We start from the raw sequence: 25177 nt of genomic DNA, 5'->3' as shown, positions 1-25177 counted from the left end.
AGAGATCAGACCCATGAGCCAGATCGACCTCTATCTGAAGAACCGCCAGGCCCTGATCGACGGCCACGCCTACGATCCGACCACCGAGCGCGACGCCTGCGGCGTCGGCCTGGTCTGCGCCATCGACGGCCAGCCGCGCCGCGAAGTCGTCGAGCTGGCGATCAAGGCTCTGAAGGCCCTGTGGCACCGCGGCGCGGTTGACGCCGACGGCAAGACCGGCGACGGCGCCGGCGTGCTCGTCTCGGTCCCGCAAGACTTCTTCATCGACCAGGTGCGCCGCACCGGCCACGCCCTGCGCCAGGGCCCGATCGCCGTCGGCCAGATCTTCCTGCCGCGCACCGACCTGGGCGCCCAGGAGACCTGCCGCACGATCGTCGAGGCCGAAGCCCTGCGCTTTGGCTTCTACATCTACGGCTGGCGCCAGGTGCCCGTCGACACCTCGGTGATCGGCGAGAAGGCCAACGCCACGCGTCCGGAAATCGAGCAGATCATGCTGGCCGGTCCGGCCGGCCTGGAGGGCGAGGCGCTGGAACGCGCCCTGTTCCTGTGCCGCAAGCGCATCGAAAAGCGCGTGCACGCCCAGAACATCAGCGACTTCTACATCTGCTCGTTCTCGGCCCGCTCGCTGATCTACAAGGGCATGTTCCTGGCCGAGTCGATCGACGAGTTCTATCCGGACCTGAAGGACGAGCGCTTCGCCGCCGCCGTGGCGATCTTCCACCAGCGCTACTCGACCAACACCTTCCCGCAGTGGCGCCTGGCCCAGCCCTTCCGGATGCTCGCCCACAACGGCGAGATCAACACGATCAAGGGCAACATCAACTGGATGAAGTCCCACGAGATCAAGATGGCGGCCGACGCCTTCGGTGAGTTCGGGGACGACGTGAAGCCGGTGATCCAGCCGGGCGGTTCGGACAGCGCAAGCCTGGACAACACCTTCGAGGTGCTGGTCCGCGCCGGCCGCGACGCGCCGATGGCCAAGGCCCTCCTCGTGCCGGAAGCCAGCAACCCCAACATGAGCGACGAGCACAAGGCGCTCTATTCCTACTGCAACGCCGTGATGGAGCCGTGGGACGGTCCGGCCGCCCTGTGCGCCACCGACGGCCGCTGGGTCGTGGCCGGCAAGGACCGCTCGGGCCTACGCCCGCTGCGCGTGGCCTATACCGACGACGGCCTGGTCATCATGGGCTCGGAAGCCGGCATGTGCGGCGTCGAGGAAAGCCGCATCACCCGCAAGCTGGCCATCGCGCCGGGCCGGATGATCGCCATCGACCTGGGCGAGGGCAAGCTCTACGGCGAAGACGAGATCGTCGACGAACTGGCCGGCCGCCACCCCTACACCGAGTGGCTGGGCAACATGGTCGATCTCGAAAAGGAGATCGCGCCCGGTCCCGAGCCCCGCAGCTACGGCCGCGAGGAACTGACCCGCCGCCAGGCCGCCGCCGGCTACAGCCTCGAAGACCTCGAGATGATCCTCGCCCCGATGGTCGAGGACGGCAAGGAAGCCGTCGGCTCGATGGGCGACGACACGCCGCTGGCGGTGCTGTCGGAGAAGTACCGCCCGCTGTCGCACTATTTCCGCCAGAACTTCAGCCAGGTGACCAACCCGCCGATCGACCCCCTGCGGGAGACCGGCGTCATGAGCCTGAAGACCCGCTTCAAGAACCTGGGCAACATCCTGGCCCAGGACGCGGCGCAGGCGGACGTCTACGTGCTGGAAAGCCCCGTGCTGACCACCGGCATGTACATCCGCATCCGCGAACTGCTGGGCGAGAAGAACGTCGCGGTCATCGACTGCACCATGCCGCTGCCGGCCGCCGAGGCCCGCGCCGGCGACGCCCTGCGCGCCAACCTCGACCGCATCCGCGCCGAGGCCGAGGACGCGGTGCTGCGCGGCTGCGGCGCCATCGTCCTGACCGACGAGGCCAGCGACGAAGGCCGCGTCGGCCTGCCGATGATCCTGGCCACCGGCGGCGTGCACGCCCACCTCGTGGCCAAGGGCCTGCGCTCCTACGTCTCGCTGGTCGTCCGCTCGGCCGAGTGCCTGGACACGCACTATTTCGCGGTGCTGGTCGGCGTCGGCGCCACGGCGGTCAACGCCTACCTGGCGCAGGAGAGCTTCCAGGACCGCCTGGAGCGGGGCCTGGCCGGCGACAAGTCGCTGCGCGACGTGTGCCTGAACTTCAAGGGCGCCATCGAGGGCGGCCTGCTGAAGATCATCTCCAAGATGGGCATCAGCGTCATCAGCTCGTACCGCGGCGGCTACAACTTCGAAGCCGTCGGCCTGTCGCGCGCCCTGGCCGCCGAGTTCTTCCCCGGCATGCCCTCGCGCATCTCGGGCATCGGCCTGGCCGGTATCGAGACCAAGACCGTCGAACTGCACCGCAAGGCCTGGGAGCTGTCGGCGGTGACCCTGCCGGTCGGCGGCCTCTACAAGTCGCGTCGCTCGGGCGAGGCCCACGCCTTCGAAGCCCGGCTCATGCACACCCTGCAGAGCGCCTGCGACACCGGCGACTACGAGCTCTATCGCCGCTGGTCCTCGGGCCTGCGCACGCAGAAGCCGATCCAGCTGCGCGACCTGCTCGACTGGCGCTCGGACCGCAACCCGATCTCGACCGACGACGTCGAGAGCGTCAACGAGATCCGCAAGCGCTTCGTCACGCCGGGCATGAGCCTGGGCGCCCTGTCGCCCGAGGCCCACGGCGCGCTGAACATCGCCATGAACCGCATCGGCGCCCGCTCAGTCTCGGGCGAAGGCGGCGAGGACAGCGCGCGTTACAAGCCGCTGCCGAACGGCGACAACCCCAACAGCGCCATCAAGCAGGTCGCTTCGGGCCGCTTCGGCGTCACCGCCGAGTACCTGAACCAGTGCGTCGAGCTGGAGATCAAGGTCGCCCAGGGCGCCAAGCCCGGTGAAGGCGGTCAACTTCCTGGCTTTAAAGTCACGGAGATGATTGCACGTCTGCGTCACTCGACGCCGGGCGTGATGCTGATCAGCCCGCCGCCGCACCACGACATCTATTCGATCGAGGACCTGGCCCAGCTCATCTACGACCTGAAGCAGATCAATCCGATCGCCCGGGTCACGGTGAAGCTGGTCGCGGCCACCGGCATCGGCGCCATCGCCGCCGGTGTCGCCAAGGCCAAGGCCGACGTGATCCTGGTCGCCGGCGGCGTCGGCGGCACGGGCGCCTCGCCCCAGACCTCGGTGAAGTACGCCGGCGGTCCGTGGGAGATGGGCCTGTCGGAAGCCAACCAGGTGCTGACGCTGAACAACCTGCGCCACTCGGTGGTCCTGCGGGCCGACGGCGGCATGCGCACGGGTCGCGACGTGGTCATCGCCGCGATGATGGGCGCCGAGGAGTTCGGCATCGGCACCGCCTCGCTGGTGGCGATGGGTTGCATCATGGTGCGCCAGTGCCACTCCAACACCTGCCCCGTGGGCGTCTGCACCCAGGACGAGGCGCTGCGCGCCAAGTTCACCGGCACGCCGGACAAGGTCGTCAACCTCTTCACCTTCGTGGCCGAGGAAGTGCGCGAGATCCTGGCGGGCCTGGGCTTCAAGTCCTTGCAGGAAATCGTCGGCCGCACCGACCTGCTGGCGCAGGTTTCGCGCGGCGGCGAGCACCTCGACGACCTCGACCTGAACCCGCTGCTGGTTCGCGCCGATCCGGGCTCGAACAAGCCGTACAACACGGTGGTGGGCCGCAACGCGGTGCCGGATACGCTGGACGCCCAGATCGTCCGCGACGCCGCCCCGCTGCTGGAGCGCGGCGAGAAGATGCAGCTGACCTACACGGTCCGCAGTACGGCGCGCACCATCGGCACCCGCACCTCGAGCCACATCGTCCGCAAGTTCGGCATGAAGGGCCTGCCGGCCGGTCACCTGACCGTCCAGCTCAAGGGTTCGGCCGGCCAGAGCCTGGGCGCCTTCGCGGTGCAGGGCCTGCGCATCGAGCTGACCGGCGAGGCCAACGACTATGTCGGCAAGGGCCTGTCGGGCGCGACGATCACCATCAAGCCGCCGCGCGGCCTGGCGGCGCCGGAGACCAACACCCTGATCGGCAACACCGTGCTGTTCGGGGCCACCTCGGGCCGCCTGTTCGCGGCCGGCCAGGCCGGCGAGCGCTTCGCCGTCCGCAACTCGGGCGCCACCACGGTGGTCGAGGGCTGCGGGACCAACGGCTGCGAATACATGACCGGCGGCCAGGTGGTGATCCTGGGCCCGACGGGCGGCAACTTCGGCGCGGGCATGACCGGGGGCATGGCCTTCGTGCTCGACCAGCACGACCGCTTCTCGGCCAACTACAATCCCGAGAGCATCGTCGTACAGCGCCTGGCCTCGCCCTACTGGGAAGGCGTGCTGCGCTCGCTGATCGCCGAGCACGCCCGCGAGACGGACTCGGCCTTCGCCGAGAGCCTGCTGCGCGACTGGGACCGCGTCCGAGACCTCTTCTGGCAGGTCTGCCCGAAGGAGATGATCAGCCGCCTGCCCCAGCCGCTGGCGGCCGAGGAAGCGGTTCACGAGCGGGCCTAAGGGCCCGCCGGCAACGAGATCCGTCGCCTTCTTCCGGGGCGACGGCCGCGCGGCGCGCCTCCCAGCCCGCCGCACGACGAGGGGAGCGCTCCGGCCCGAGCGCTCCCCTTTGTTGTTTCAGGACGCTTGCCCGTTACGTCGCGGAGATGCTGATCCGCCGCCGTCGATTTCCAGCGTCGGGGATGTTCCCGTGAGATTCGAGACCAAGACTGCCGCCGCCCTGTCGCGGCGCTGACTGATGATCAGCCACGCCGAACTCGAGGCCGGCCTGAAGCCCTCGGGCGGCCTGGGGACCTACCTGCTCGAACAGCTGGAGCGCGTGGTCTCGACGCCAAAGATCAGCCTGGGCGAGACCTACATCCTCGGCGACAGCCCGCTGGTGACGCTGACGGCGTTGCAGTCGTCGTTCGAGCCCGACAGCGCGTCGAGCGCCTATGTGGTGCGCCCCACGCCGCGCGTGATCGCGCGGGCCCAGTACGAGGCCAATCCGAACGGCCGGCCGATGCGGGTCTACACCAGCATCGACACCCGCCTGACCTTCGCCGACATGTTCGCCAAGTTCGCCGCGGCGGGGTGGTAGGACGGCAGCTCCGTGCGTGGCCCCCGCCCTTCGACAAGCTCAGGGTGAGGACCATGGACAGGCCAGGCAGCAGAAAAACCTCATCCTGAGCTTGTCGAAGGACGAGGTTTTCGCCCCAACGCAGCCCTACCCCTCCGGCCCCACATAGCGCGCCCTCGGACGGATCAGCCGGCCCGTCTTTCCCTGCTCCAGGGCATGGGCCAGCCAGCCCGCCGTCCGCCCGACCGCGAACAGGGCGAAGGGGGCGTCGTCGGGCAGCTTCAGGGTCCGCGCCAGGGCGACCAGGGCGAAGTCGATATTGGCCGCCTGGCCGGTGGCGGCGACCACCGCCGCGTGCAGGGCGGCCATGTCCGGCGCGGGATCGAAAGCCGCCAACAAGGCCGCCGCGCGCGGATCGCCGTCGGGATAGAGCGGATGGCCAAAGCCCGGCAGCGGCGCGCCCTGGTCCAGGCGGACCGCGACGGCCGCCTCGGCCCCTTCCCGCCTGGCTTCGCGGGCCAGGGCCTCGACCCGGGCGGCCATGCCGCCGTGCAGCGGTCCCGACAGGGCAGAAAGGCCGGCCAGGGCCGACGCCGCCAGCGACGCCCCGGTCGAGGCCGCCACCCTTGCTGCAAAGGTCGAGGCGTTGAGCTCGTGGTCGGCCAGCAGGACGAGCGCGCGGCGCACCAGGTCGCCGCCGAGCGCGTCGAGGCCCCAGGCGGCGGCCAAGCGCTGGTGGATCAGCCCCTCGCCCGTCCGGCCGGCCCCGGCGTCGGCGACCAGGTCGAGCAGGCCCGCCGCCTCCTGGGCCAGCATCAGGGGCGCGCGCCCCCGGGCGGGGCGATCCTCGCCCGCCCGGGCGGCCAGATCGGCGAACAGCCGGGCGCGGATGGTCGGCGCGGCGCTCGGCGCATGGGTGGCGACGGCGGCCTCGGCCGCATCGTCGCGCAGCAGCCGGCCGACGGCCTCGAAGCTTTCGGCGCCCGCCAGCTCCACGGCGTCGTGGCCGCGATAGAGGAGCCGGCCGCCACGCACGGTGGTGATGGCCGAGGCCAGGACCGGCTCGCCCCAGGCGATGGCCGCGGCGGCGACGTCGGCGGCCTTGCGGCCCCTGGCTTTGCGCTTGGCCAGAGCCGCCACATCGGAGGCGCGATAGAGGCTGCGGCGGGGATCGTCCGGATGGGCGTGGGCCTCGATCCGGCCCCGGCTGACATAGGCGTAAAGCGTCTGGGCCCGCACGCCGAGCCGCGCCATCGCCTGGTCCGCATCGAGCCAATCGTCCGCCATGGATATTGATTATATTGATCAAGATTGACGATCAAGCCGTCGAAGCGATCATCACCGGCGAAAGGAGACCTCAGTCATGGTCCAAGTTTCCGCCGGCCTCGAAGGCGTGATCGCCGCCGCCACCGTGCTCTCCGACGTCGACGGCCAGGCCGGCCGCCTGACCATCCGCGGCTGGGCGGTGGAAGAGCTGGCCGGCCGCGCCCGCTTCGAGGACGCCGTCCACCTGCTGCTGGACGGTTTCTTCGACGACCTGCCGGCCGACCTGGCCCCGGCCCTGGGCCAGGCGCGCGTCCGGGCCTTCGCCGAGGTCGCCGCGCTGGACGGCGCCCTGGCCGCCCGCGAGCCTTATGACGCCATGCGCGCCCTCCTGGCCCGCCTGCCCGACGGCGACAGCCTGCGCGACGCCCTCACGCTGATCGCCGCGCCGGCCGTGTTCACCGCCGCCGCCTTACGCCGTCGCCAGGGGCAGGAGGCCATCGCCCCCGATCCCGCCCTGTCCCACGCCGCCGATTTCCTGCGGATGATCCGGGGGACGACGTCCACCGAGGGCGAGGCGCGAGCGCTGGACGCCTATCTGGTCACGGTCTGCGACCACGGCCTCAACGCCTCGACCTTCGCCGCGCGGGTGGCGGCCTCGACGCGGGCGGGCCTGGCCTCGGCGGTGCTGGCGGGGTTGTCGACGCTGAAGGGCCCTCTGCACGGCGGCGCGCCGGGACCGGTGATCGACACGCTCGACGCCATCGGCGCGGCTGACAACGCCGTCCCCTGGCTGGAGGCCGCGCTCGACGCCGGCGAGCGGCTGATGGGCTTCGGCCACCGCATCTATCGCGTTCGCGATCCGCGCGCCGACGCCCTGAAGGCGGCCCTGTCGCGGCTGTCGAAGAGCGCCGGCGCCCTGCCCGGCCGCCTCGCTCTCGCCGAGGCCGTGGAGCGCGCGGCCCTCGATATCCTGCGCCGTCGCAAGCCCGACCGGCCGCTGGAGACCAATGTCGAGTTCTACACCGCTCTCCTGCTGGAGGCGCTGGGCCTGCCGCCCCAGGCCTTCACCTGCGTGTTCGCGGCGGGGCGGACGGCCGGCTGGATCGCCCACGCCCGCGAGCAGCAGGCCAGCGGCAAGCTCATTCGTCCGCAGTCGGTCTATGTCGGGCCCCGCCCCAGGGCGGCGGCCTGACGGCCGCTGCTTCCCCGTTGCGCAAGATTGTTGCGAAAGACACACATGAGAGTGAAAGCACATATCGAAGTTCGCCGAACTTGACACATTTTTGACCGCCGATTCACCTTCAGCGCGAGCGAATCCGTAGTTCAACCTTGACCATACGGGTATCGCAGCAAGAGGGACGGCATGAACCGCATCGGCCAAGGACTCCTTTCGCTCTTTCTGACCACCGTCGCGGCCGCGCCGTTGGCGGCCCACGCGCAGACCCCCGCGGACACCGACGTCGAGGGCGTCGTGGTCACCGGCTCGCGCATCCGCGTCAGCCCGCTCGACAAGACCCAGACCGTCTTCCAGATCGACCAGGAAGCGATCGCCAAGACCGGCCTGACCTCGATCGTCGACGTGCTGCAGCGCGTGCCGGCCGCCGGCGGCGGCCTCAATTCCAAGTTCAACAACTCCGGCAACTTCGGCAATCCGCCCGACGGCGGCGGCGTGGGCGCCGGCTCGGCCGAGATCGACCTGCGCTACCTGGGCTCGCGCCGGGCCCTGGTGCTGGTCGACGGCCAGCGATGGGTCAGCGGGGCCTCGGCCTCGGGCGTGCCGGGGGCCGTGGATCTCAACACCATCCCCAGCGCCATGATCCGCAATGTCGAGATCCTGCAGGAAGGCGCCTCTCCGATCTATGGCTCGGACGCCATCGCCGGGGTCATCAACATCATCACCCGCGACCGCCAGCAGGGCCTGGAGCTGTCGGCGCAGGTAGGCGGCTACGGCGAGGGCGACGGCTCCTCGCAGGACTACAACGTCTCGTGGGGGGCCTCTGAGGGCAAGACCAGCATCGTCGTCGGCGGCGGCTACTTCAAGCAGAAGAGCGTGCTGTCGGCCGATCGCGACATCTCGCTATATCCCAGCCCCTACGGGACCTCGTGCCTGTCGGGCGGCTGCTCGTCGGGCACGCCGCTGGGCCGGTTCATCGTCAGCGACCCCAACACCGGCCGCGACATGGACCTGACCCTGAAGGCGGCCCTGGCCGCCGGGGTGCGACCCACCTACACGCCGCTGGATCCGACCGGCGCGGGCAGCAGCTTCCGCAACTTCGCCGGCGACGCCGACCGCTTCAACTTCCAGCCCTACAACTACATCGTCACCCCGTCGGAACGGGTCAGCCTGTTCGGCGCGGTGACCCACGACTTCACCGACAGCATCAAGCTGAAGGTGCGCGGCAGCTACGTGCAGCGCAAATCGGCCAACCAGGCAGCCCCGATCCCGCTGTTCGTCGGTCCCGACGCCGGCAACGGCAACCTGCTCGACACCATCTCGATCGACGCCACCAACCCCTACAACCCGTTCGGCTTCACCCTGACCAGCGGCACCTACGCCTTCGTCGGGCGGCGGATGATCGAGGCCGGGCCGCGCCACTACGCCCAGACCGTCGACACCTGGAACGTCAACGCCACCCTGTCGGGCGACTGGGCCGTGGGCTCGCGCCGCTGGTACTGGGACGTCGGCTACACCGCCTCGCGCAACCACGCCGAACAGAGCTTCACCGGCAACATCAACGCCCAGCGCGTACAGCAGGCCCTGGGCCCGATCTCGGGCTGCACCGGCTCGTGCGTGCCGCTGAACATCTTCGGCGGCGTCGGCTCGATCACCCCGGCGATGCTGGACTTCATCGGTTTCACCCAGCAGGACGTCTCGCAGCAGGAACTGCACGACTTCACCGCCAACCTGACCGGCGACCTCTTCGAACTGCCGGCCGGCCCGCTGGCCTTCGCCGCCGGCTACGAGCACCGGCAGACCAAGGGCTACTTCCAGCCCGACGCCATCGTCGCCGCCGGCCTGTCGTCGGACATTCCCGCCCAGCCGGCCAGGGGCGAGATCAAGGTCGACGAGGCCTATCTGGAACTGCGCGCCCCGCTGCTGGCCGACCTGCCGCTGATCCACCGGCTGGAGATCTCAGGCGCCGGGCGCTGGTTCGACTATTCCACCTCGGGCTCTGACTCGATCTACAAGGCCGGCCTCAACTGGCGGCCGACCGAAGACGTGCTGGTGCGCGCCTCCTGGGGCCAGGGCTTCCGGGCCCCGTCGATCGGCGAGCTCTACGGCGCGGCCTCGCGCTTCGACCAGGAGATCACCGATCCCTGCTCGGACATGCTGGGCCTGTCGGGCGGAACCCCGGCCAGCGCCACCGTCCGCGCCAACTGCATCGCCGCCGGCGTGCCGGCCAGCGGCGCCTACGTGCAGCTCAATCCGCAACTGTCGGTGATCACCAGCGGCAATGACACGCTCAAGCCCGAGACCAGCGAGAGCAAGAACTTCAGCGTCGTCTGGGAGCCCAAGGCGCTGAAGGAGGCCAGCTGGGCCAGCGGCGGCTCGATCGAGCTGGCCTATTCCGACATCGAGCTGGACTCGGCGATCCAGGCGCTGTCGGGGGAAAGCCTGCTGTCGCGCTGCGCCGAACTGGCCGACGCCCTGGCCTGCTCGACCATCATCCGCACGGCCTCGGGCCAGGTGGCGGCGATCACCAACCCGCTGATCAACATCGGCGGCATCCAGACCCGGGCCATCGACCTGAACCTGCTGTGGACCTCGCCCGACTACAGCTTCGGGCGCCTGGCGGTGCGGTCGTACTCGACCTTCCTGCTGGAGTTCACCGAGATCGTGCCGACGGCCACCGGCTTCACCGAGATCCCGCGCGAAGGGACCGAGCGCGGCAGTCCCGACCAGGCCTATCCGAAGACCAAGTCGACCTTCACCGTCGACTGGGACTGGAAGAACTGGGGCGCCAGCGCCTCGGCCCGCTACCTGTCGTCGATCAAGGAAACGCAGGCCGCCGACGCCAAGCTGGCCTCGCGCACCTATGTCGACGCCCAACTGCGCTGGAAGCCCGACTTCCTGGGCGAGACCACCGCGGTGGCCTTCGGGGTCAACAACCTGTTCGACAAGGACCCGCCGGGCTGCATCAGCTGCGGCCTCAACAACTTCGACCCCAACGCCTATGACGCGCCGGGGCGCTACTTCTACTTCCGCCTGACCTACCGGCAGTAGACGCGTCCGGCGGCGAAGGCGAAACCGCCATCTCGCCGCCGGACCACGCCGCTAGAGCGCGTTGGGCGTGCAAACCGCGTGCGCCTGACCCGCCCCGCGCGCTCTAAGCGTCTGAAACCATGGCCTGCTGATCAGGTCTGGATGTTCCGTGCAGGCTTGGCAGGCTCTAGTGGCGAGCATATCCGAACCACTCGAACTGCGATGCGTAGACCTCATTGGCCTGAGCCAGGGTGTCGGCGTCGTAGTAGTCGAGGTACGGCTCGTCACGGAGCCGGCTTTCGCCCTTGTAGCGCCCCAGGCGCTCAGGCTCGAACGGCACGCCGGTCGCCTCGCACACCGCCTCGAGATCCTCCAGCAGGGCCTCGTAGCGGATGACCATGTCGACCACAGGCCGGCCCTGGATCTCGTAGACGGCCCGGTCGTCGACGATGTGGCAGACCGTCATCCAGCGCGCGAACCTTGCGCGAACCTCGTCGAAAGAGACTGAGGCCAGGGCCTGGCGTTCTTCCGGGCCGATCAGCATCCAGAACGCCGAAACCAGCCGGTCATAAGGGTTCCGCACGCAACAGAACTTGAGATACGCGTCCCAGGCTTCACCCAGCCGCGCCTGCACCTCGGCGGCGGGCATGTGATTGTACCAGGAATCGACGATCCGCGAGCCGCGCTGGCCGATCACCCCGGCCGACGTCTCCACGGTGGGGCGGAGGTGCGCCTCTTCGTATGCGTGGCCTTCGGGCAGGCAGGCAGGCTCGAAATAGATCTCCACCGAGGTGCCTGCCGTCTTCTTGGTCTTCAGATAGATGAACCTGCGACGATGACTCACGAGCATTGAACCGAACTCACTCTTACTGCACACCGACACGCCCACCGGGCGGCGCCGTCTTGCCTCTATAGACTGTGCGCCTTGACCACGCCCAGATGCCCCGCCATCCGCCCTCTGGGCGAAGGCGCCGAGCCCCGGCTATAAGGGCGGAGCATGACCGCGCCCGCCGCCTCCGCCGCCGAGCATCAGGCTCTCACCCGCAAGATCACCACGCTGTCGGTGGGGACGGCCGCCATCCTGATCGTCATCAAGGGCGCGGCATGGATCGCCAGCGGCTCGCTGGCCATGCTGGCCTCGTTGGCGGACTCGGGGCTGGACCTGGTGGCGTCGCTGATCACCTTCTTCGCCGTGCGCTACGCGGCCGAGCCGCCGGACGCCGAGCACCGCTTTGGCCACGGCAAGGCCGAGGCCTTCTCCAGCCTGATCCAGGCGGGTCTGGTGTTCGCCTCGGCCGCGCTGATCGGGCGCGAGGCGATCGACGGCCTGCTGCATCCCAAACCGGTCGAGCACGGCATCTGGGGCGTCGGCGTGATGGTCGTCTCGATCGCCCTGACCCTCGCCCTGATCCGCGCCCAGGCCGCGGTGATGGCCAGGACCCGCTCGGTGGCGGTGGCCGGCGACCATGCCCACTACGCCGCCGACCTGGCCTCCAACGCCGTCACCCTGATCGGCCTTGCCGCCGTCGCCCTGCTGGGCTGGACCTGGGTGGACGCCGCCGCCGGTCTCGTGGTCGCCGCCTGGCTGCTGTGGGGCGCGGTCGGGGTGCTGCGCCAGGCCGCCGACCAGTTGATGGACCACGAACTGCCGGTCGAGGAGCGCGAGCAGATCCTGGCCCTGCTGGTCGATGACGCCCGCGTCGGCGGGGTGCACCAGCTGCGCACCCGCGCGGCCGGCCCGCACATCCACGTCCAGGGTCACATGGACCTCGCCGCCGGCCAGAGCCTGGCGGAGGCCCACGCGATCATGACCGCCGCCGAGGCCCGGGTGAAGGCGGCCTTCCCGACGGCCGACGTGCTGCTGCACCCCGATCCGAGGCACTGATCCCCCCCTCTGGGGGAGGTGTCGGCGCAGCCGACGGAGAGGGGTGTGGCTGATGAGAAGGCCACCACTTCGGAAGCTGAAAACGCCCCCCCTCCGGCCCTTCGGGCCACCTCCCCCAAAAGGGGGAGGATCTTCGCCGCCCTCTTGCTCTCCGGCCGCGATGCGCCCAATTAGCGGCCTTCCCCTGACCGACGAGCCCTCTTCCATGGACGACACCCTGGCCCGCCTGCCCGACGCCTTTTCCGGCAAGACCGTGCTGGTGCTGGGCGACGTCATGCTCGACCGGTTCGTCTATGGCGCGGTCGACCGCATCTCGCCCGAGGCACCGGTGGCGGTGATCGCCATCGAGCGCGAGACCACGATGCTGGGCGGGGCCGGCAATGTGGCCCGCAACGTCGCGGCCCTGGGCGGCAAGGCGGTGCTGGCCGGGCTGATCGGCGACGACGACGCCGGCCGCGCCGTGGCCGCCCTGGTCGCGCGCGAGCCGGGCCTGGACAGCGCCCTGGCCGTCGATCCCGCCCGCCGCACCACCGAAAAGACCCGCTATGTCGCCGCCTCGCACCAGATGCTGCGCGCCGACCGCGAGGATCGCCATCCGGCCGACACGGCCCTGGTGCTGGAAACCTTCGAGAAGGCCCTGGCCGCCGCCGACGTCGTAGTGCTGTCCGACTACGCCAAGGGAGTGCTGACGCCGGAGGTCCTGGCGGCCGCCATCGCCGCCGCCCGCGCCGTCGGCAAGCCAGTGATCGTCGACCCCAAGAGCCGCGACCTTGCCCGCTACGACGGCGCGACGGTGATCAAGCCCAACCGGCGCGAGGCCGCCGAGGCCACCGGCGTGGCCGGCGCCGGCGACGAAGCCGCCGAGGCCGCCGGCGAGGCGATCCTGGCCGCCGCCCCCAACCTTTCCGCCGCCCTGGTCACCCGCGGCGCGGCCGGCATGACCCTGTCGCAGCGCGGCGCGGCCCACGTGCACCTGCCGGCAAGCGCCCTGGAAGTGTTCGACGTCTCGGGCGCGGGCGACACCGTGGCCGCCACCCTGGCCCTGTCGCTGGCCGCCGGCGCCGACCTGGCCGCCGCCGCGCGCCTGGCCAACGCCGCCGCCGGCCTGGTCGTGGCCAAGCTGGGCACCGACGTGGTCACCGCCGGCGAACTGAAGGCGGTGCTGGCCGGCGCCCACGGCGATCCCGGCCAGGAAAAGATCGCCGCCCGCGAGCGGATGCTCGAGATCGTCGCCGGCTGGCGGGCGCGCGGCCTGAAGGTCGGCTTCACCAACGGCTGCTTCGACCTGCTGCATCCCGGCCACGTCTCGCTGCTGGCCCAGGCGAAGGCCGCCTGCGACCGCCTGGTGCTGGGCCTCAACACCGACGCCTCGGTCCAGCGCCTGAAGGGCCCGACCCGGCCGGTGCAGAAGGAGGACGCCCGCGCCGCCGTGCTGGCCTCGCTGTCGGCTGTCGACCTGGTCACCCTGTTCGACGAGGACACCCCCTTGGAGCTGATCACCGCCATCAAGCCCGACGTGCTGGTCAAGGGCGCCGACTACACGGTCGAGACCGTGGTCGGCTCGGACGTGGTGCTGGCCAACGGCGGCCGGGTGGTGCTGGCCGACCTGAAGGCGGGCCAGAGCACGACGGCGCTGATCGCGCGGGCGAATACGCCTTGAGGAACCTCCCCCTATGGGGGAGGCGATCGCGTAGCGATCGGAGGGGGCGTATCTGCGAAACCTGCCAAGGACGTGGAAGCTGAAAGCTTCCCCCCACCGGCCTTCGGCCGCCTCCCCCACAGGGGGAGGTTCCAAAAACGCCCATTCGGGCGAATAGTCCTTGCCCGGCAATATCTTGTTAAGCAAAGCGGCGCATCGATCAGACGATGCAGCCTGAACGCATGTGGGCATGAGCGTCGAACGCACTCTTCACCATTTCCCGTTGGACCCGGCCTCGCGCCAGGTACGCCTCGCGCTGGGCGAAAAGCGGGTGGCGTTCTCCGAGGTCCAGGTGCGCTATTGGGAGTCGCCGCCGGAGTTCACGGCCCTGAACCCGTCGGGCCTGACGCCGGTGCTGGTCGAGACCCGCCACCAGCGTACCTCCGTCGTCTGTGAAAGCCGCGCCATCCTCGAGCACATCGAGGAGCAGGAGCCCGAGCCCGCCCTGCTGGGCCGCGAGGCCGGCGAGCGCGCCGAGGCGCGGCGCCTGATGCAGTGGTTCGACCGCAAGTTCGACAACGAGGTCAACGGCTTGCTCCTGCACGAGAAAATGGAGAAGCGCCTGCTGCGGATGGGCGCGCCGGATCTGGGCGCCCTGCGCCAGGGCCGCGACGCCCTGCGCAATCACATGGGCTACATGGAAAGCCTGCTGCAACAGCGCGACTGGCTGGCCGGACGCCGCATGAGCCTGGGCGACTTCGCCGGCGCCGCGCACCTTTCCGTCATCGACTATTTCGGCGACGTGCCGTGGAAGGACTTCCCCGCTGTCCGCACTTGGTACATGAAGCTGAAATCGAGGCCGTGCTTCAGGCCCATCCTGGCCGACCGCTGGCCCGGCCTCGCGCCGGCCGCGCACTATGACGACCTCGACTTCTGACCTGACGCCCCAAGATCGCCTTCTGGCTATTCGGGACGAAATCCGCCGCGAGGCCCTCGCGCTGGGCTTCGACGCCTGCGGCTTCGCCTCGGCCGCCGACGCCTGGCCCAACGGCGAATGGCTGCGCCAGTTCGTGGCCGAGGGCCTGCACGGCGCCATGGGCTGGATGGAGGAGACGCTCGAACGGCGCAGCCACCCCACCGCCATGTGGACCGACGCCAGGAGCGCGGTGGTGCTGGGCGTCAACTACGGCCCCGACATCGATCCGCTGACCCAGCTGGAGCAACGCGATCGCGCGGCCATCAGCGTCTACGCCCAGGGCGACGACTATCACGACGTGGTCAAGAAGCGCCTCAAGCAGCTGGCCGGCTGGATGCACCGCCGCTGGGGCAATGAGGTGAAGGTGTTCGTCGACACCGCGCCCCTGATGGAAAAGCCGCTGGCCCAGCGCGCGGGCCTGGGCTGGCAGGGCAAGCACACCAACCTCGTCTCGCGCCAGTTCGGCTCGTGGCTGTTCCTGGGCAGCGTGCTGACGACGCTGGACCTGCCGGCCGACACGGCCGAGCACGACCGCTGCGGCTCGTGCCGGGCATGCCTGGACATCTGCCCGACGAACGCCTTCCCCGCGCCGCACCGACTGGATGCGCGGCGCTGCATCTCGTACCTGACCATCGAGCTTGCCGGCCCGATCCCGGACGAGTTCAGAGCCCTGCTGGGCAATCGCATCTACGGCTGCGACGACTGCCTGGCCGCCTGCCCGTGGAACAAGTTCGCCAGCCTTTCGGCCGAGGCCAAGTTCCACGCCCGCGAGACCCTGAAGACCCCGTCATTGGCGGAGTTGGCCGGGCTCGACGATCCGTCGTTCCGGGCGCTGTTCAGCAAGAGCCCGATCAAGCGCATCGGCCGCGACCGCTTCGTGCGCAACGTGCTCTACGCCATCGGCAACAGCGGCGATCGCGGGCTGATGGCCGTGGTCGAGCCGCTGCGCGGCGATCCCGACGACACCGTGCGCGACGCGGCCGACTGGGCGGCGTCGCGGCTGGCTCAAGCTTCGTAGGCGTAGGGGCTGACGAGGTCGGCCAGCAAGGGCGCGGCGGCGTCGCGGGCGTTGGCCGACAGCGCCTCGCGCGGGAGCGTCCAGTCGATGCCGATGGCCGGGTCGTCGAACCGCAGCGCGCCCTCGGCCTGGGGCGCATAGTAGCCCGTGACCTTGTAGAGCACCTCGCACTCGTCGGTCAGGGTGCAGTAGCCGTGGGCGAAGCCCTCGGGGACCAGCAATTGCCGGGCGTTGTCGGCCGACAGTTCCGCCCCCACCCACTGGCCGTAGGTCGGCGAGCCCACGCGGATGTCGACCGCCACGTCGAAGATCGCGCCCCGCGCGCAACGCAGCAGCTTGGCCTGGCCGTGCGGCGGCGCCTGGAAATGCAGGCCGCGGACAATGCCGCGCGTGGTCGAGCGCACGTGGTTGTCCTGAACGAACACGCCGCCCTTGAAGCCGGCCTCGTCCAGCGCCGACTGGCGGAAGGTCTCGGAGAACCAGCCGCGCTCGTCGCCATGGCGCACCGGCGCGATCAGCAGGACGTCGGGAATGACCAGGGGGGTGATCTGCATCACGCGGCGTCCTTGTTGTTCAGCGCATCGTCGACCAGTGCCGCGACGGCCGGCAGCGAAAGCCGCGCGGCGATCGCCCGTCGGGCGCGCTCGCCCAGCGCCAGGCGCTCGACCGGATCGTCGATCAGCCGCGCCAGGGCGCGAGCGGCGAAATCGAGGTCAGGATCGGCCCACTGCCCGTCGGCGTAGACCCCCTGGGCGTCCTCGACGGCGACCAGCCTGACCGGCGTCAGGACGGCGCTTTCCGCGTCCATGAAGTCGAGATTGCCCGACCATCCGGTGGCGACCACCGCCTTGCCGGCGGCCATGGCCTCGGCCGGGAACAGGCCAAATCCCTCGGCGCGATGCAACGACAGCAGGATGTCGCAGCTGGCGACCAGGCAGTCCTTGTCTCCCGCGCTCATCGGATCGACGAGCAGGCGCACGTCATCGGCGTCTCCGATCGCCTGGCGCAGCGACGCCAGGGCCTCGGGCGCGGCCTCGGAGCCGACCGTCTTGAACACCAGGACGGCGGGCGTCGGCGTCAGGGCCCGCGCCCGGCGGAACGCCTCCAGCGCGCCAAGCGGGTTCTTGCGGGCGATCGACGAGCGGAAATCGAAGGCGCACAGCACCACCACCGCCTCCGGCGGCAGGCCGAAGCGCGCCCGGTCAGGCGCCTGCGGGTCGACCTCGACCGTCAGCGGCGCGACCCTGACCTTCACGCGCGGCGGCGCGTCGCGGCGTATCGCCTCGGCCCCGAACTCCGACAGCGCCCACACCTCGTCGACATAGCGAAAGGCCGGCTTCCAGGCCTTGGGGATGCGCGGCAACTCCCAGGCCCAGCAGCCGATCGTGCGACGGCCGGCGAAGGGCTCGCCCCGGGTCTGGGAGATCAGGTGGATCAGTTCGACCGGATTGACCTGGACGATGATCACGCCCGCCCCTGCGGCCGGGATCTCCGGATCTCCCTCGCCCAGCCGGCGCGCATGCCCAAGACGTTCGGATACGTCCCAGGCCACGACCTGCCGCCCCGTGAGCCGAACCGCGCGCGTCAGCCCGCGCACCGCCTCGCCCAGGCCCAGAACCGCGCCCTGAAACCCCGCGACGATCACCGGCGCGTCGGCCGGCGCGACGCGCACGGGCCGGCGCTTCCAGCCATGGAACAGGTAGGCGCGCACATAGGGCAGGCGTAGGGAAACCGCATGGGCCGCCCCGGGCAGGGCGCGCCAGACAAGACGCTTGAGCTGCTTGATCACCTTCGCCTTACCTTTGCGGGGCCCCCTGTGTTAGCGAGTGTCACGCCGCGTTCAACCAAGCATTTGGGCATGCCGATCGTTTCTCCCGCTTTCAGCGTCATCATCGTCGCCTATCAGAGCGGCCCCACCCTGGCCCGCTGCCTGGCGGGCCTGGCGGCCCAGACCTTTGGCGATTTCGAGGTGCTGTTGGTCGACAACGCCTCGACCGACGGCGCGCCGCAAGCGGCCGCAAAGGCTGACCCGTCGATCCGGCTGATCGAGCCCGGCGCCAACACCGGCTTCGCGGCCGGCAACAACCTGGCGGTGCGGGAGGCCAAGGGGCGCTGGCTGGTGCTGCTGAACCCCGACGCCTATCCGCATGCCGACTGGCTGGAGAAGCTGGCGGCGGCCGCCGAGCGCAATCCGGACGTGAGGAGCTTCGCCTCGCTGCAACTGGTGGCCGACGAACCCGACCTGATGGACGGCGCCGGCGACGTCATGACCTCGGCCGGCATTCCCTTCCGCGGCGGCTATCGCCGCAAGGCGTCGGCCAAGGTCTTCGAGGGCGAGGTGTTCTCGGCCTGCGGCGCGGCGATGATGCTGGACCGCGAGCTGTTCCTGCGGCTGGGCGGCTTCGACGAGCGGTTCTTCTGCTACTGCGAGGACGTCGACCTGGGCTATCGCCTGCGGCTCGACGGCGAACCGACCCTGCTGGCGCCCGACGCCAAGGTCGAGCACGTCGGCTCGGCGACCCTGGGCGTGCGCTCGGACTTCGCCCTGTTCCACGGCACCCGCAACCGGGTGTGGACCTTCCTGAAGAACACGCCCGGGCCGATGCTGTGGTGGAGCGCGCCGCTGCATTTCGCGGTCACCGGCGGCCTCTTCCTGCTGCACCTGCGCCGACGCGACGCCGGTCCGGTGTGGAAGGGTTTCAAGGCCGCCTTCGTGAAGGCCGACCTTGATCCGATCCTGGCCTCGCGGCGCGAGATCCAGGCCGCTCGCAAGGCGCCGACGATCGACATCCTGCGGGCCATGGCGTTGGACCCGGTGGCCTTCTTCGGCCGCCGGATCGTCATCAGGCAGTGGCGAGGTCGTCGATCAGGCGCCGCATGAACTGGGCGCCGCGCTCCATCTGGGCGACCTCGACATATTCGTCGGGCTGGTGGGCCTGGTCGATCGAGCCGGGACCGCAGATGACCGTGGAGAAGCCCGCCCCCTGGAACTGCCCGGCCTCGGCGGCGTAGGGCGCCACGCGGGCGGGACCGTTGTCGCCGGCCATGCGGCGGGCGAAGGCCTCGGCGACGCCGTTCGGTTCGGGCGCGAAGGACGGGGTGAGCGAACGCACCTCGACCTTGACCCCGCCTTCCGGCGCCTTGGCCTTGACCTCGGCGTCCAGCGTCGCGGCCAGGGCGAAGAAGTCGGCGAGGATCCCTTCCGGATCCAGGCCCGGCGGCGTGCGCAGGTCGAAGACGAACAGGCACTGACGGGCCAGGATGTTGACCGCCGTGCCGCCGTTGACCTGGCCGATGGTCAGGGTCGCGCCCTTGGGCAGGAACGGCGAGGCCGGGTCTGCCTCGCGCTCCAGTCGCTCGGACAGTTCGACCAGATGGGTCATCAGCTTCACGGCGACCATGTTGGCCGAGACGCCCAGGTGGGTCAGGCTGGAATGGGCCTCGCGCCCGGTCACCGTCACCCAATAGCTGGCTATGCCCTTGTGAGCCTGGACGGCGACCATGTCGGTGGGCTCGCCGACCACCACCAGGGCGGGCTTGGGCACATCGCGGGCGATGACCTCGATCATGTCGGGCGCGCCCAGGCAGCCGACTTCCTCGTCATAGGAAAAGGCCAGGTGGACGGGCCGCTTGAGGTCGCTGGCCACGAGGTCCGGCGCGGCGGCCAGGGCCAGGGCCAGGAATCCCTTCATGTCGCAGGTTCCCCGGCCATAGAGGCGGCCGTCCCGTTCGGTCAGGATCCAGGGATCGCTCGACCACGGCTGGCCGTCGACCGGCACCACGTCGGTATGGCCCGACAGCACGACCCCGCCCTCGACGGCCGGGCCGATGCTGGCCATCAGGTTGCTCTTGGTCCCGTCGGCGTTGGGCACGCGCCGCGAGGCCACGCCCAGGTTCGAGAGATAGGCCTCGACCCATTCGACCAGGGCCAGGTTCGAGCCGCGCGAGGTGGTGTCGAACGAGACCAGCTTGGCCAGGATGTCGACCGCGCGGGCGGAAAGCGCTTCGGGAGAGGAAACCATCCGGCGAGCCTAGAGCGCGCCGCCCCGGCCCGCCAAGCCCGGGCGGCGAGCATCGGGCAGGATCGTGCCGGGACCTGAGAAAAGCTCATCCCGCGCGCAAGAAACGTGCTGCGCCACGGCTTTTCTTCATTCGAGCCAAGCTTTAGAGGAGACAGACCATGATCCTGACCCTCTCCTGCCCCGACCAGCCCGGCATCGTCGCCAAGGTCTCGACCTTCCTGTTCGAGCGGGGCTGCAACATCCTCGACGCCCAGCAGTTCGACGACCAGGAGACCGGCGACTTCTTCATGCGCGTTGTCTTCGATCCGGACGGCGCCGACCGCGACGCGCTGCGGAGCGAGTTCGAGGCCCTGGCCAAGGGCTTCTCGATGCGCTGGACCCTGCGCGACCCGGCGCAGCGCTATCGCGTCATGATCCTGGCCAGCAAGTTCGACCACTGCCTGGCCGACCTCGTCTATCGCTGGCGCATCGGCGAACTGCCGATGGACGTCACCGCCGTCGTCGCCAACCATCCGGCCGAAACCTACACCCACGTCGACCTGTCGGGCCTGCCCTTCCATCACCTGCCGGTGACCAAGGAGACCAAGTTCGAGCAGGAGGCCGCACTCTGGAAGCTGATCCAGGAGACGCAGACCGACATCGTCGTGCTGGCCCGCTACATGCAGGTGCTGTCCGACGGCCTGGCGGCCAAGCTGAAGGGCCGGTGCATCAACATCCACCACTCGTTCCTGCCGGGCTTCAAGGGCGCCAAGCCCTACCACCAGGCCCACGCCCGCGGCGTGAAGGTGATCGGCGCCTCGGCCCACTACGTGACCGGCGACCTCGATGAAGGCCCGATCATCGAGCAGGACGTCGAGCGCATCAGCCACCGCGACACGCCCGAGGACCTGGTCCGCAAGGGCCGCGACATCGAGCGCCGCGTCCTGGCCCGCGCCCTGCGCTGGCGCCTGGAGGACCGGGTGCTGCTGAACGGCCGCAAGACGGTGGTGTTCACCGACTAGGCGCGACCGCCGCGAGAAACGAAAAAGGGGCGGCCCGAGAGCCGCCCCTTCTGCTTCTAGAAGTCCACCTGGACCGAAACCCACAGACGGCGGGGCTCCTGGTTGTTGGTGTATTCGGGCGCGTAGGCCACCGGCGTGCCGTAGGGCAGCTGGCGGACGAAGTCCTTGTTGAACAGGTTGTAGATCGTGGCGTTCAGCGTCACGGCTTCCGTCGCCTTGAACGAGCCGCCCAGGTGGAACAGGCTGTAGGCCTTGTAGTCGCCCAGGGCGACGCGGGCCGGGCCCTCGCCGCGATAGCGCTCGCTGCGGTACTCGCCGCGCACCCAGGCGTTCACCCGGTCGGTCACCCGCCAGCGCAGGTTGCCGTTGACCATGTGCTCGGGCGTGTCGGTCAGCTTGCGGCCGGCCTCGGCCCCGCTCTTCTGCTCGCTGTCGGTGAAGGTGTAGTTCAGGCCCAGCGTCCAGTCGTCGGCGAAGCGCCAGCGGGCGGCGGCCTCGATCCCTTGCGTCACCGCCTCATCGATGTTGATGCTCTGGCCGAAGGTGGCGGCGTTGGGGAAGAAGCCGACGTCGGTGCAGCCGGCCGGACGACCCGTGCCGGCGTTGTATTGCGCCTGGGTCAGGCCGAAGGCGCAGTTGGTCACCGGCGGGCCCGAGGCGATCTTGTCCTCGAACTTGTTGTGGAAGACCGTGACGTTGGCGGTGAAGCCGTCCTGGTTGTCGTAATAGGCGCCGGCCTCGGTGCTGGTGCTGGTTTCCGGCTGCAGGCCCGGCGAGCCCAGCAGCGGCAGGCGGCCCTGCTGGCCGAAGCCGTTGATGCCGGGGGCCAGCTGCTCCAGGCGCGGGGTCTTGAAGCCCTGGCTCACGCCGCCCTTGAAGGTCCAGTTCTGGTTGGCGTTCCAGACAAGGTAGGCCCGCGGGCTGAAGTGGCCGCCGAACACGCTGTGGTCGTCGTGGCGGGCGCCCAGGGTCAGGGCCAGGCCCTCGGTGAAGCGCCACTCGTCCTCGGCGAACACGGCCCACTGCTCGTGCACGAACGGCTGCGGCGCGACGCCGTCCTTCATCTCGGCGTCCCAGTACTGGCCGCCGATCGTGAAGGTGTGGTTCTTCCAGCGCGAATGGAGTTTGGTGTCGAAGATGGTGTTGGTGGACTCCAGGTCGCGCGCGCCGCCGGCCCCGGCCACGCCGTTGGGGATGATCCGGCCGATGGTCTCGGTCTTGGCCTGCGAGAGGTTGCTCTCGACCTGACCGAACGGCAGGCGCCAGTTGTGGGCCAAGGCGATCTGGCGGCGGTTGAACTCCAGGGCGTTGGCGTAGCCGCCGGCCGTGGTGTTGGTGCCCATCTGGCCCTGCGAGTTGTCGTACCACTGGGTCGACTCGTCGATGTCGAGCCACAGGTCGTGGTCGGCGTGCGGCGTCAGGGTCAGGCGCGCGCCGATGGTGCGCAGTTCGCTCTTGGTGGCGCTGCGGCCAAAACCGGTGATCGGCGCGTCGACGCCGCCCACGTTCTCGAAGGTCAGCTTCGAGGCTTCGCGGTTCTGGAAGCTGCCGCGAACGGCCAGGCCCAGCAGGTCACGGATAATCGGGCCGTTGGCGTAGAGGTTGCCGCCATAGAGATTGCCGAATTCGTCGTCGCCTTGCAGCGTGCCGTCGAGGCTGGCCGTGCCGCTCCACCTGGTCCCGACCTTGCGGGTGATGATGTTGACGACGCCGCCCATGGCGTCCGAGCCGTAGAGGGTCGAGACCGGGCCGCGGACCACCTCGATGCGCTCGATGGCGGCCACCGGCGGCAGGAAGCTGGTCGAGGTCTCGCCGAAGCCGTTGGGCGTGACGCTGCCGGCGGTGTTCTGGCGGCGGCCGTCGATCAGGATCAGCGTGTAGTCGCTGCCCATGCCGCGGATGTTGATGTTGAGGCCGCCGGTCTTGCCGACGGCCGAACCGACGTCGACGCCTTCGACATTGGTCAGCACCTCGGCCAGGCTCGCCGCGCGCATCTCCTGCAGTTCCTCGCGCGGCACGACGGTGACGCTGGCCGGGGCGTTGACCAGCTTCTGCTCGAAGCCGGCGGCGGTGACGACCACGCCGTCCAGGTCGGCCGCGTCCGGCGCGGGTTCGGCGGCCAGGGCCGCGCCCGACAGGGCCATGGCCGCTGCGGACCCCATCAGAACGGAAGCAAACGAAACGCGCGACATCCCCAACTCCAGCCAAGCTTCTTGCGAGTGATTGTCGCTATCAGCCAGGCGATCCGGGGAGCCAAGCGCTTTGACCGCGCCGCAACGATTTGAAACCGGCGAGCAACATGGGCGCAAGGATCGCGCCCATGTTCAGCTCACGGATCAGCTCTTGGGAGGCTGAAGCTTGCTGCGCAGCACGTCGATCAGCTCGATCTTGAAGACCAGCGTGCTGCCGGGCGGGATGTCGGCTCCCGCCTGGTTGTCGCCATAGGCGAGGTCGGCGGGCACATAGAGCATCCACTCGTCGCCCGGACGCATCAGCTGCATGGCCTCGATCCAGCCGGGGATCAGGCCGCGCAGCGGGAACGAGGCGGGCACGCCGCGCTCGTACGAGCTGTCGAACACGAATCCGTCGAGGCGCTTGCCCTCGTAGTGCACCTTGACCTCGTCGATCGGACGCGGGTGCAGGCCGGTCGCCGGGCCCGAACGGATCACCTTGTATTGCAGGCCGCTGGGCAGGGTGACGACGCCCGGCTCCTTGGCGTTCTTGGCCAGGAAATCGGCGCCGGCGGTCTTGGCGGCCGACATCGCCGCCTGCCGCGCGGCCAGGTCTTCCTTGGAAGGACCGCACGCCGCCAGCGAAACGCTGGCCAGGGCGGCGAGAAGCAGGAACCGAGCGCGCATGAAAATGTTTCCGATGGCCAAATCCGCGTCCTGAGCTAGCAGGCCTGGCGCGAACATCAATCATTCCGTGCTTGGAACGCATTCCCGACACCGTTGTCACGCAACGGTGGTGGCGCGCTCGGGGGGCGCGCTCTAGAACTCTGTCCATCCGAGACACAGACACGAGGTGCTCATGAAACCCGTCCGCAAGGCCGTCCTTCCCGTCGCCGGCTTGGGCACCCGCGTTCTGCCCGGGACGAAGTCGACGCCGAAGGAGCTTCTCAACGTCGTGGACCGGCCGATCCTGTCCTATATCGTCGAGGAAGGCCGCGCCGCCGGCATCGAGCACTTCGTCTTCGTCACGGGGCGGAGCAAGGGCGCGATCGAGGACTATTTCGACCACCAGGTCGAACTTGAGATGCAGCTTGAGGCCAAGGGCAAGCTCGAGATCCTCAAGCAACTGCGCGACGAACTGCCCAAGCCGGGCGAGATGAGTTTCGTGCGCCAGATGGCCCCGCTGGGCCTGGGCCACGCGGTGTGGTGCGCCCGCGACATCATCGGCGACGAGCCGTTCGCCGTGCTGCTGCCCGACGTCATCGTCGACGCGCCCAAGTCGGCGCTCAGCCAGCTCATCGAGGTCTATGACCAGGTCGGCGGCGGCAACATCATCGGCGTCGAGGAAGTGCCCGAGAGCGAGACCCACAAGTACGGCGTGGTCGCGCCCAGCAAGGTCGAGGGGCGCCTGGCCACCATGAGCGGCATGGTCGAGAAGCCGCCCAAGGGCACGGCTCCGTCGAACTGGGCCATCGCCGGCCGCTACATCCTGCAACCCGAGATCTTCGACCTGCTGGCCAGCCAGGAGAAGGGCGCCGGCAACGAGATCCAGCTGACCGACTCCATGGCCAAGCTGATGCAGGACCAGGCCTTCCACGCCTATGTCTACGAAGGCGACACCCACGACTGCGGCGACAAGATCGGCCTCCTGAAGGCCAATGTCGCCCTGGCCCTGAAGCGGCCGGACCTGGGCGAGGCGGCCCGCGCGGCGATCTCGTCGCTGCTGTAGACGGCGGCGCGAGAACCCCGCCCTTCGACAAACTCAGGGTGAGGTTCTCGACTGCACGGCCTGCGATCTGGTCCTCATCCTGAGCCCGTCGAAGGACGAAGACCACGCACCGCAAACGAAAAGGGCCCCTCTCCGGCTGGAGAGGGGCCCTTCTTCATTCAGGCACCAGC

General features: G+C 69.6%; 18 protein-coding genes. 11 read left to right on the top strand and 7 right to left on the bottom strand.

Translation table 11 applies throughout. The annotated features are described in order from the left end of the window. The first annotated feature begins 13 nt into the window (after nt 1-13). On the top strand, nt 14-4537 hold the full coding sequence (gene gltB, locus SGCZBJ_RS24870) for a glutamate synthase large subunit (RefSeq protein WP_101720583.1): 4524 nt from the start codon (nt 14-16) through the stop codon (nt 4535-4537). A 238-nt stretch (nt 4538-4775) separates the two neighbouring features. Then, nucleotides 4776-5117 (top strand): hypothetical protein, encoded by a 342-nt coding sequence (locus SGCZBJ_RS24865; RefSeq protein ID WP_101720582.1) that lies wholly within the window; start codon nt 4776-4778, stop codon nt 5115-5117. A 126-nt stretch (nt 5118-5243) separates the two neighbouring features. Here SGCZBJ_RS24865 and SGCZBJ_RS24860 read toward each other — a convergent pair whose 3' ends face one another. Continuing rightward, nucleotides 5244-6383 (bottom strand): citrate synthase family protein, encoded by a 1140-nt coding sequence (locus SGCZBJ_RS24860; protein ID WP_101720581.1) that lies wholly within the window; start codon nt 6381-6383, stop codon nt 5244-5246. A gap of 76 nt (nt 6384-6459) precedes the next feature. Here SGCZBJ_RS24860 and SGCZBJ_RS24855 point away from each other — a divergent pair, with 76 nt between their 5' ends. Then, a complete protein-coding gene (locus SGCZBJ_RS24855; protein ID WP_101720580.1) occupies nt 6460-7554 on the top strand; it encodes a citrate synthase/methylcitrate synthase in 1095 nt (364 codons plus the stop codon). A gap of 171 nt (nt 7555-7725) precedes the next feature. Then, on the top strand, nt 7726-10587 hold the full coding sequence (locus SGCZBJ_RS24850; protein WP_101720579.1) for a TonB-dependent receptor domain-containing protein: 2862 nt from the start codon (nt 7726-7728) through the stop codon (nt 10585-10587). Nucleotides 10588-10753: 166 nt separating this feature from the next. Here SGCZBJ_RS24850 and SGCZBJ_RS24845 read toward each other — a convergent pair whose 3' ends face one another. Continuing rightward, nucleotides 10754-11416, bottom strand: a complete 663-nt coding sequence (locus tag SGCZBJ_RS24845; protein WP_101720578.1) for a sulfotransferase family 2 domain-containing protein — start codon at nt 11414-11416, stop codon at nt 10754-10756. Between the two features lie 147 nt (nt 11417-11563). Between SGCZBJ_RS24845 and SGCZBJ_RS24840 the strand changes: the two genes are divergently transcribed. The 4 genes from SGCZBJ_RS24840 to queG all read left to right on the top strand — a co-directional run bounded on the left by SGCZBJ_RS24840 (nt 11564) and on the right by queG (nt 16084). Further along, nucleotides 11564-12451: a cation diffusion facilitator family transporter gene (locus SGCZBJ_RS24840; protein ID WP_101720577.1), complete on the top strand. Its 888-nt coding sequence runs from the start codon at nt 11564-11566 to the stop codon at nt 12449-12451. 205 nt (nt 12452-12656) lie between these two features. Then, nucleotides 12657-14111 (top strand): D-glycero-beta-D-manno-heptose-7-phosphate kinase, encoded by a 1455-nt coding sequence (rfaE1, locus tag SGCZBJ_RS24835; protein ID WP_101720576.1) that lies wholly within the window; start codon nt 12657-12659, stop codon nt 14109-14111. A gap of 229 nt (nt 14112-14340) precedes the next feature. After that, nucleotides 14341-15027, top strand: coding sequence for an FtsZ-binding protein FzlA (gene fzlA, locus SGCZBJ_RS24830; RefSeq protein WP_101720575.1), 687 nt, complete (start codon nt 14341-14343; stop codon nt 15025-15027). After that, nucleotides 15008-16084 carry a tRNA epoxyqueuosine(34) reductase QueG gene (gene queG, locus SGCZBJ_RS24825; protein ID WP_101720574.1) on the top strand — a complete coding sequence of 359 codons (1077 nt, stop codon included), beginning with the start codon at nt 15008-15010 and terminating at the stop codon, nt 16082-16084. Before fzlA ends, queG begins: the two co-directional genes overlap by 20 nt. On the opposite strand, the gene rfbC is transcribed toward queG, so the two are convergent. Continuing rightward, entirely contained in the window at nt 16072-16638 is a 567-nt protein-coding gene (rfbC, locus tag SGCZBJ_RS24820; protein ID WP_101720573.1) for a dTDP-4-dehydrorhamnose 3,5-epimerase, read from the bottom strand. The genes queG and rfbC overlap by 13 nt on opposite strands. After that, nucleotides 16638-17873, bottom strand: a complete 1236-nt coding sequence (locus SGCZBJ_RS24815) for a glycosyltransferase family 4 protein (protein ID WP_101720572.1) — start codon at nt 17871-17873, stop codon at nt 16638-16640. Before SGCZBJ_RS24815 ends, rfbC begins: the two co-directional genes overlap by 1 nt. 69 nt (nt 17874-17942) lie before the next feature. Between SGCZBJ_RS24815 and SGCZBJ_RS24810 the strand changes: the two genes are divergently transcribed. Continuing rightward, complete coding sequence (locus SGCZBJ_RS24810; RefSeq protein ID WP_101720571.1) at nt 17943-18965, top strand: glycosyltransferase family 2 protein; 1023 nt, start codon at nt 17943-17945, stop codon at nt 18963-18965. Here the strand turns inward: SGCZBJ_RS24810 and argE are convergent. Further along, entirely contained in the window at nt 18928-20106 is a 1179-nt protein-coding gene (gene argE, locus SGCZBJ_RS24805) for an acetylornithine deacetylase (RefSeq protein WP_101720570.1), read from the bottom strand. The genes SGCZBJ_RS24810 and argE overlap by 38 nt on opposite strands. A gap of 158 nt (nt 20107-20264) precedes the next feature. On the opposite strand from argE, the gene purU reads away from it, so the two are divergent. Next, a complete protein-coding gene (gene purU / locus SGCZBJ_RS24800; RefSeq protein WP_101720569.1) occupies nt 20265-21107 on the top strand; it encodes a formyltetrahydrofolate deformylase in 843 nt (280 codons plus the stop codon). Nucleotides 21108-21163: 56 nt separating this feature from the next. Here purU and SGCZBJ_RS24795 read toward each other — a convergent pair whose 3' ends face one another. After that, entirely contained in the window at nt 21164-23299 is a 2136-nt protein-coding gene (locus SGCZBJ_RS24795) for a TonB-dependent receptor domain-containing protein (RefSeq protein ID WP_101720568.1), read from the bottom strand. Between the two features lie 144 nt (nt 23300-23443). Next, nucleotides 23444-23965 carry an FKBP-type peptidyl-prolyl cis-trans isomerase gene (locus SGCZBJ_RS24790; RefSeq protein WP_101720567.1) on the bottom strand — a complete coding sequence of 174 codons (522 nt, stop codon included), beginning with the start codon at nt 23963-23965 and terminating at the stop codon, nt 23444-23446. 172 nt (nt 23966-24137) lie between these two features. Between SGCZBJ_RS24790 and galU the strand changes: the two genes are divergently transcribed. Continuing rightward, nucleotides 24138-25007, top strand: a complete 870-nt coding sequence (gene galU / locus SGCZBJ_RS24785; protein ID WP_101720566.1) for a UTP--glucose-1-phosphate uridylyltransferase GalU — start codon at nt 24138-24140, stop codon at nt 25005-25007. Nucleotides 25008-25177: the final 170 nt, after the last annotated feature.

The sequence above is a fragment of the Caulobacter zeae genome, assembly GCF_002858925.1.
Lineage (GTDB): Bacteria > Pseudomonadota > Alphaproteobacteria > Caulobacterales > Caulobacteraceae > Caulobacter > Caulobacter zeae.
Note: the sequence above shows the minus strand (reverse complement) of the source record. Positions and strands in the feature narration are given on the sequence as shown.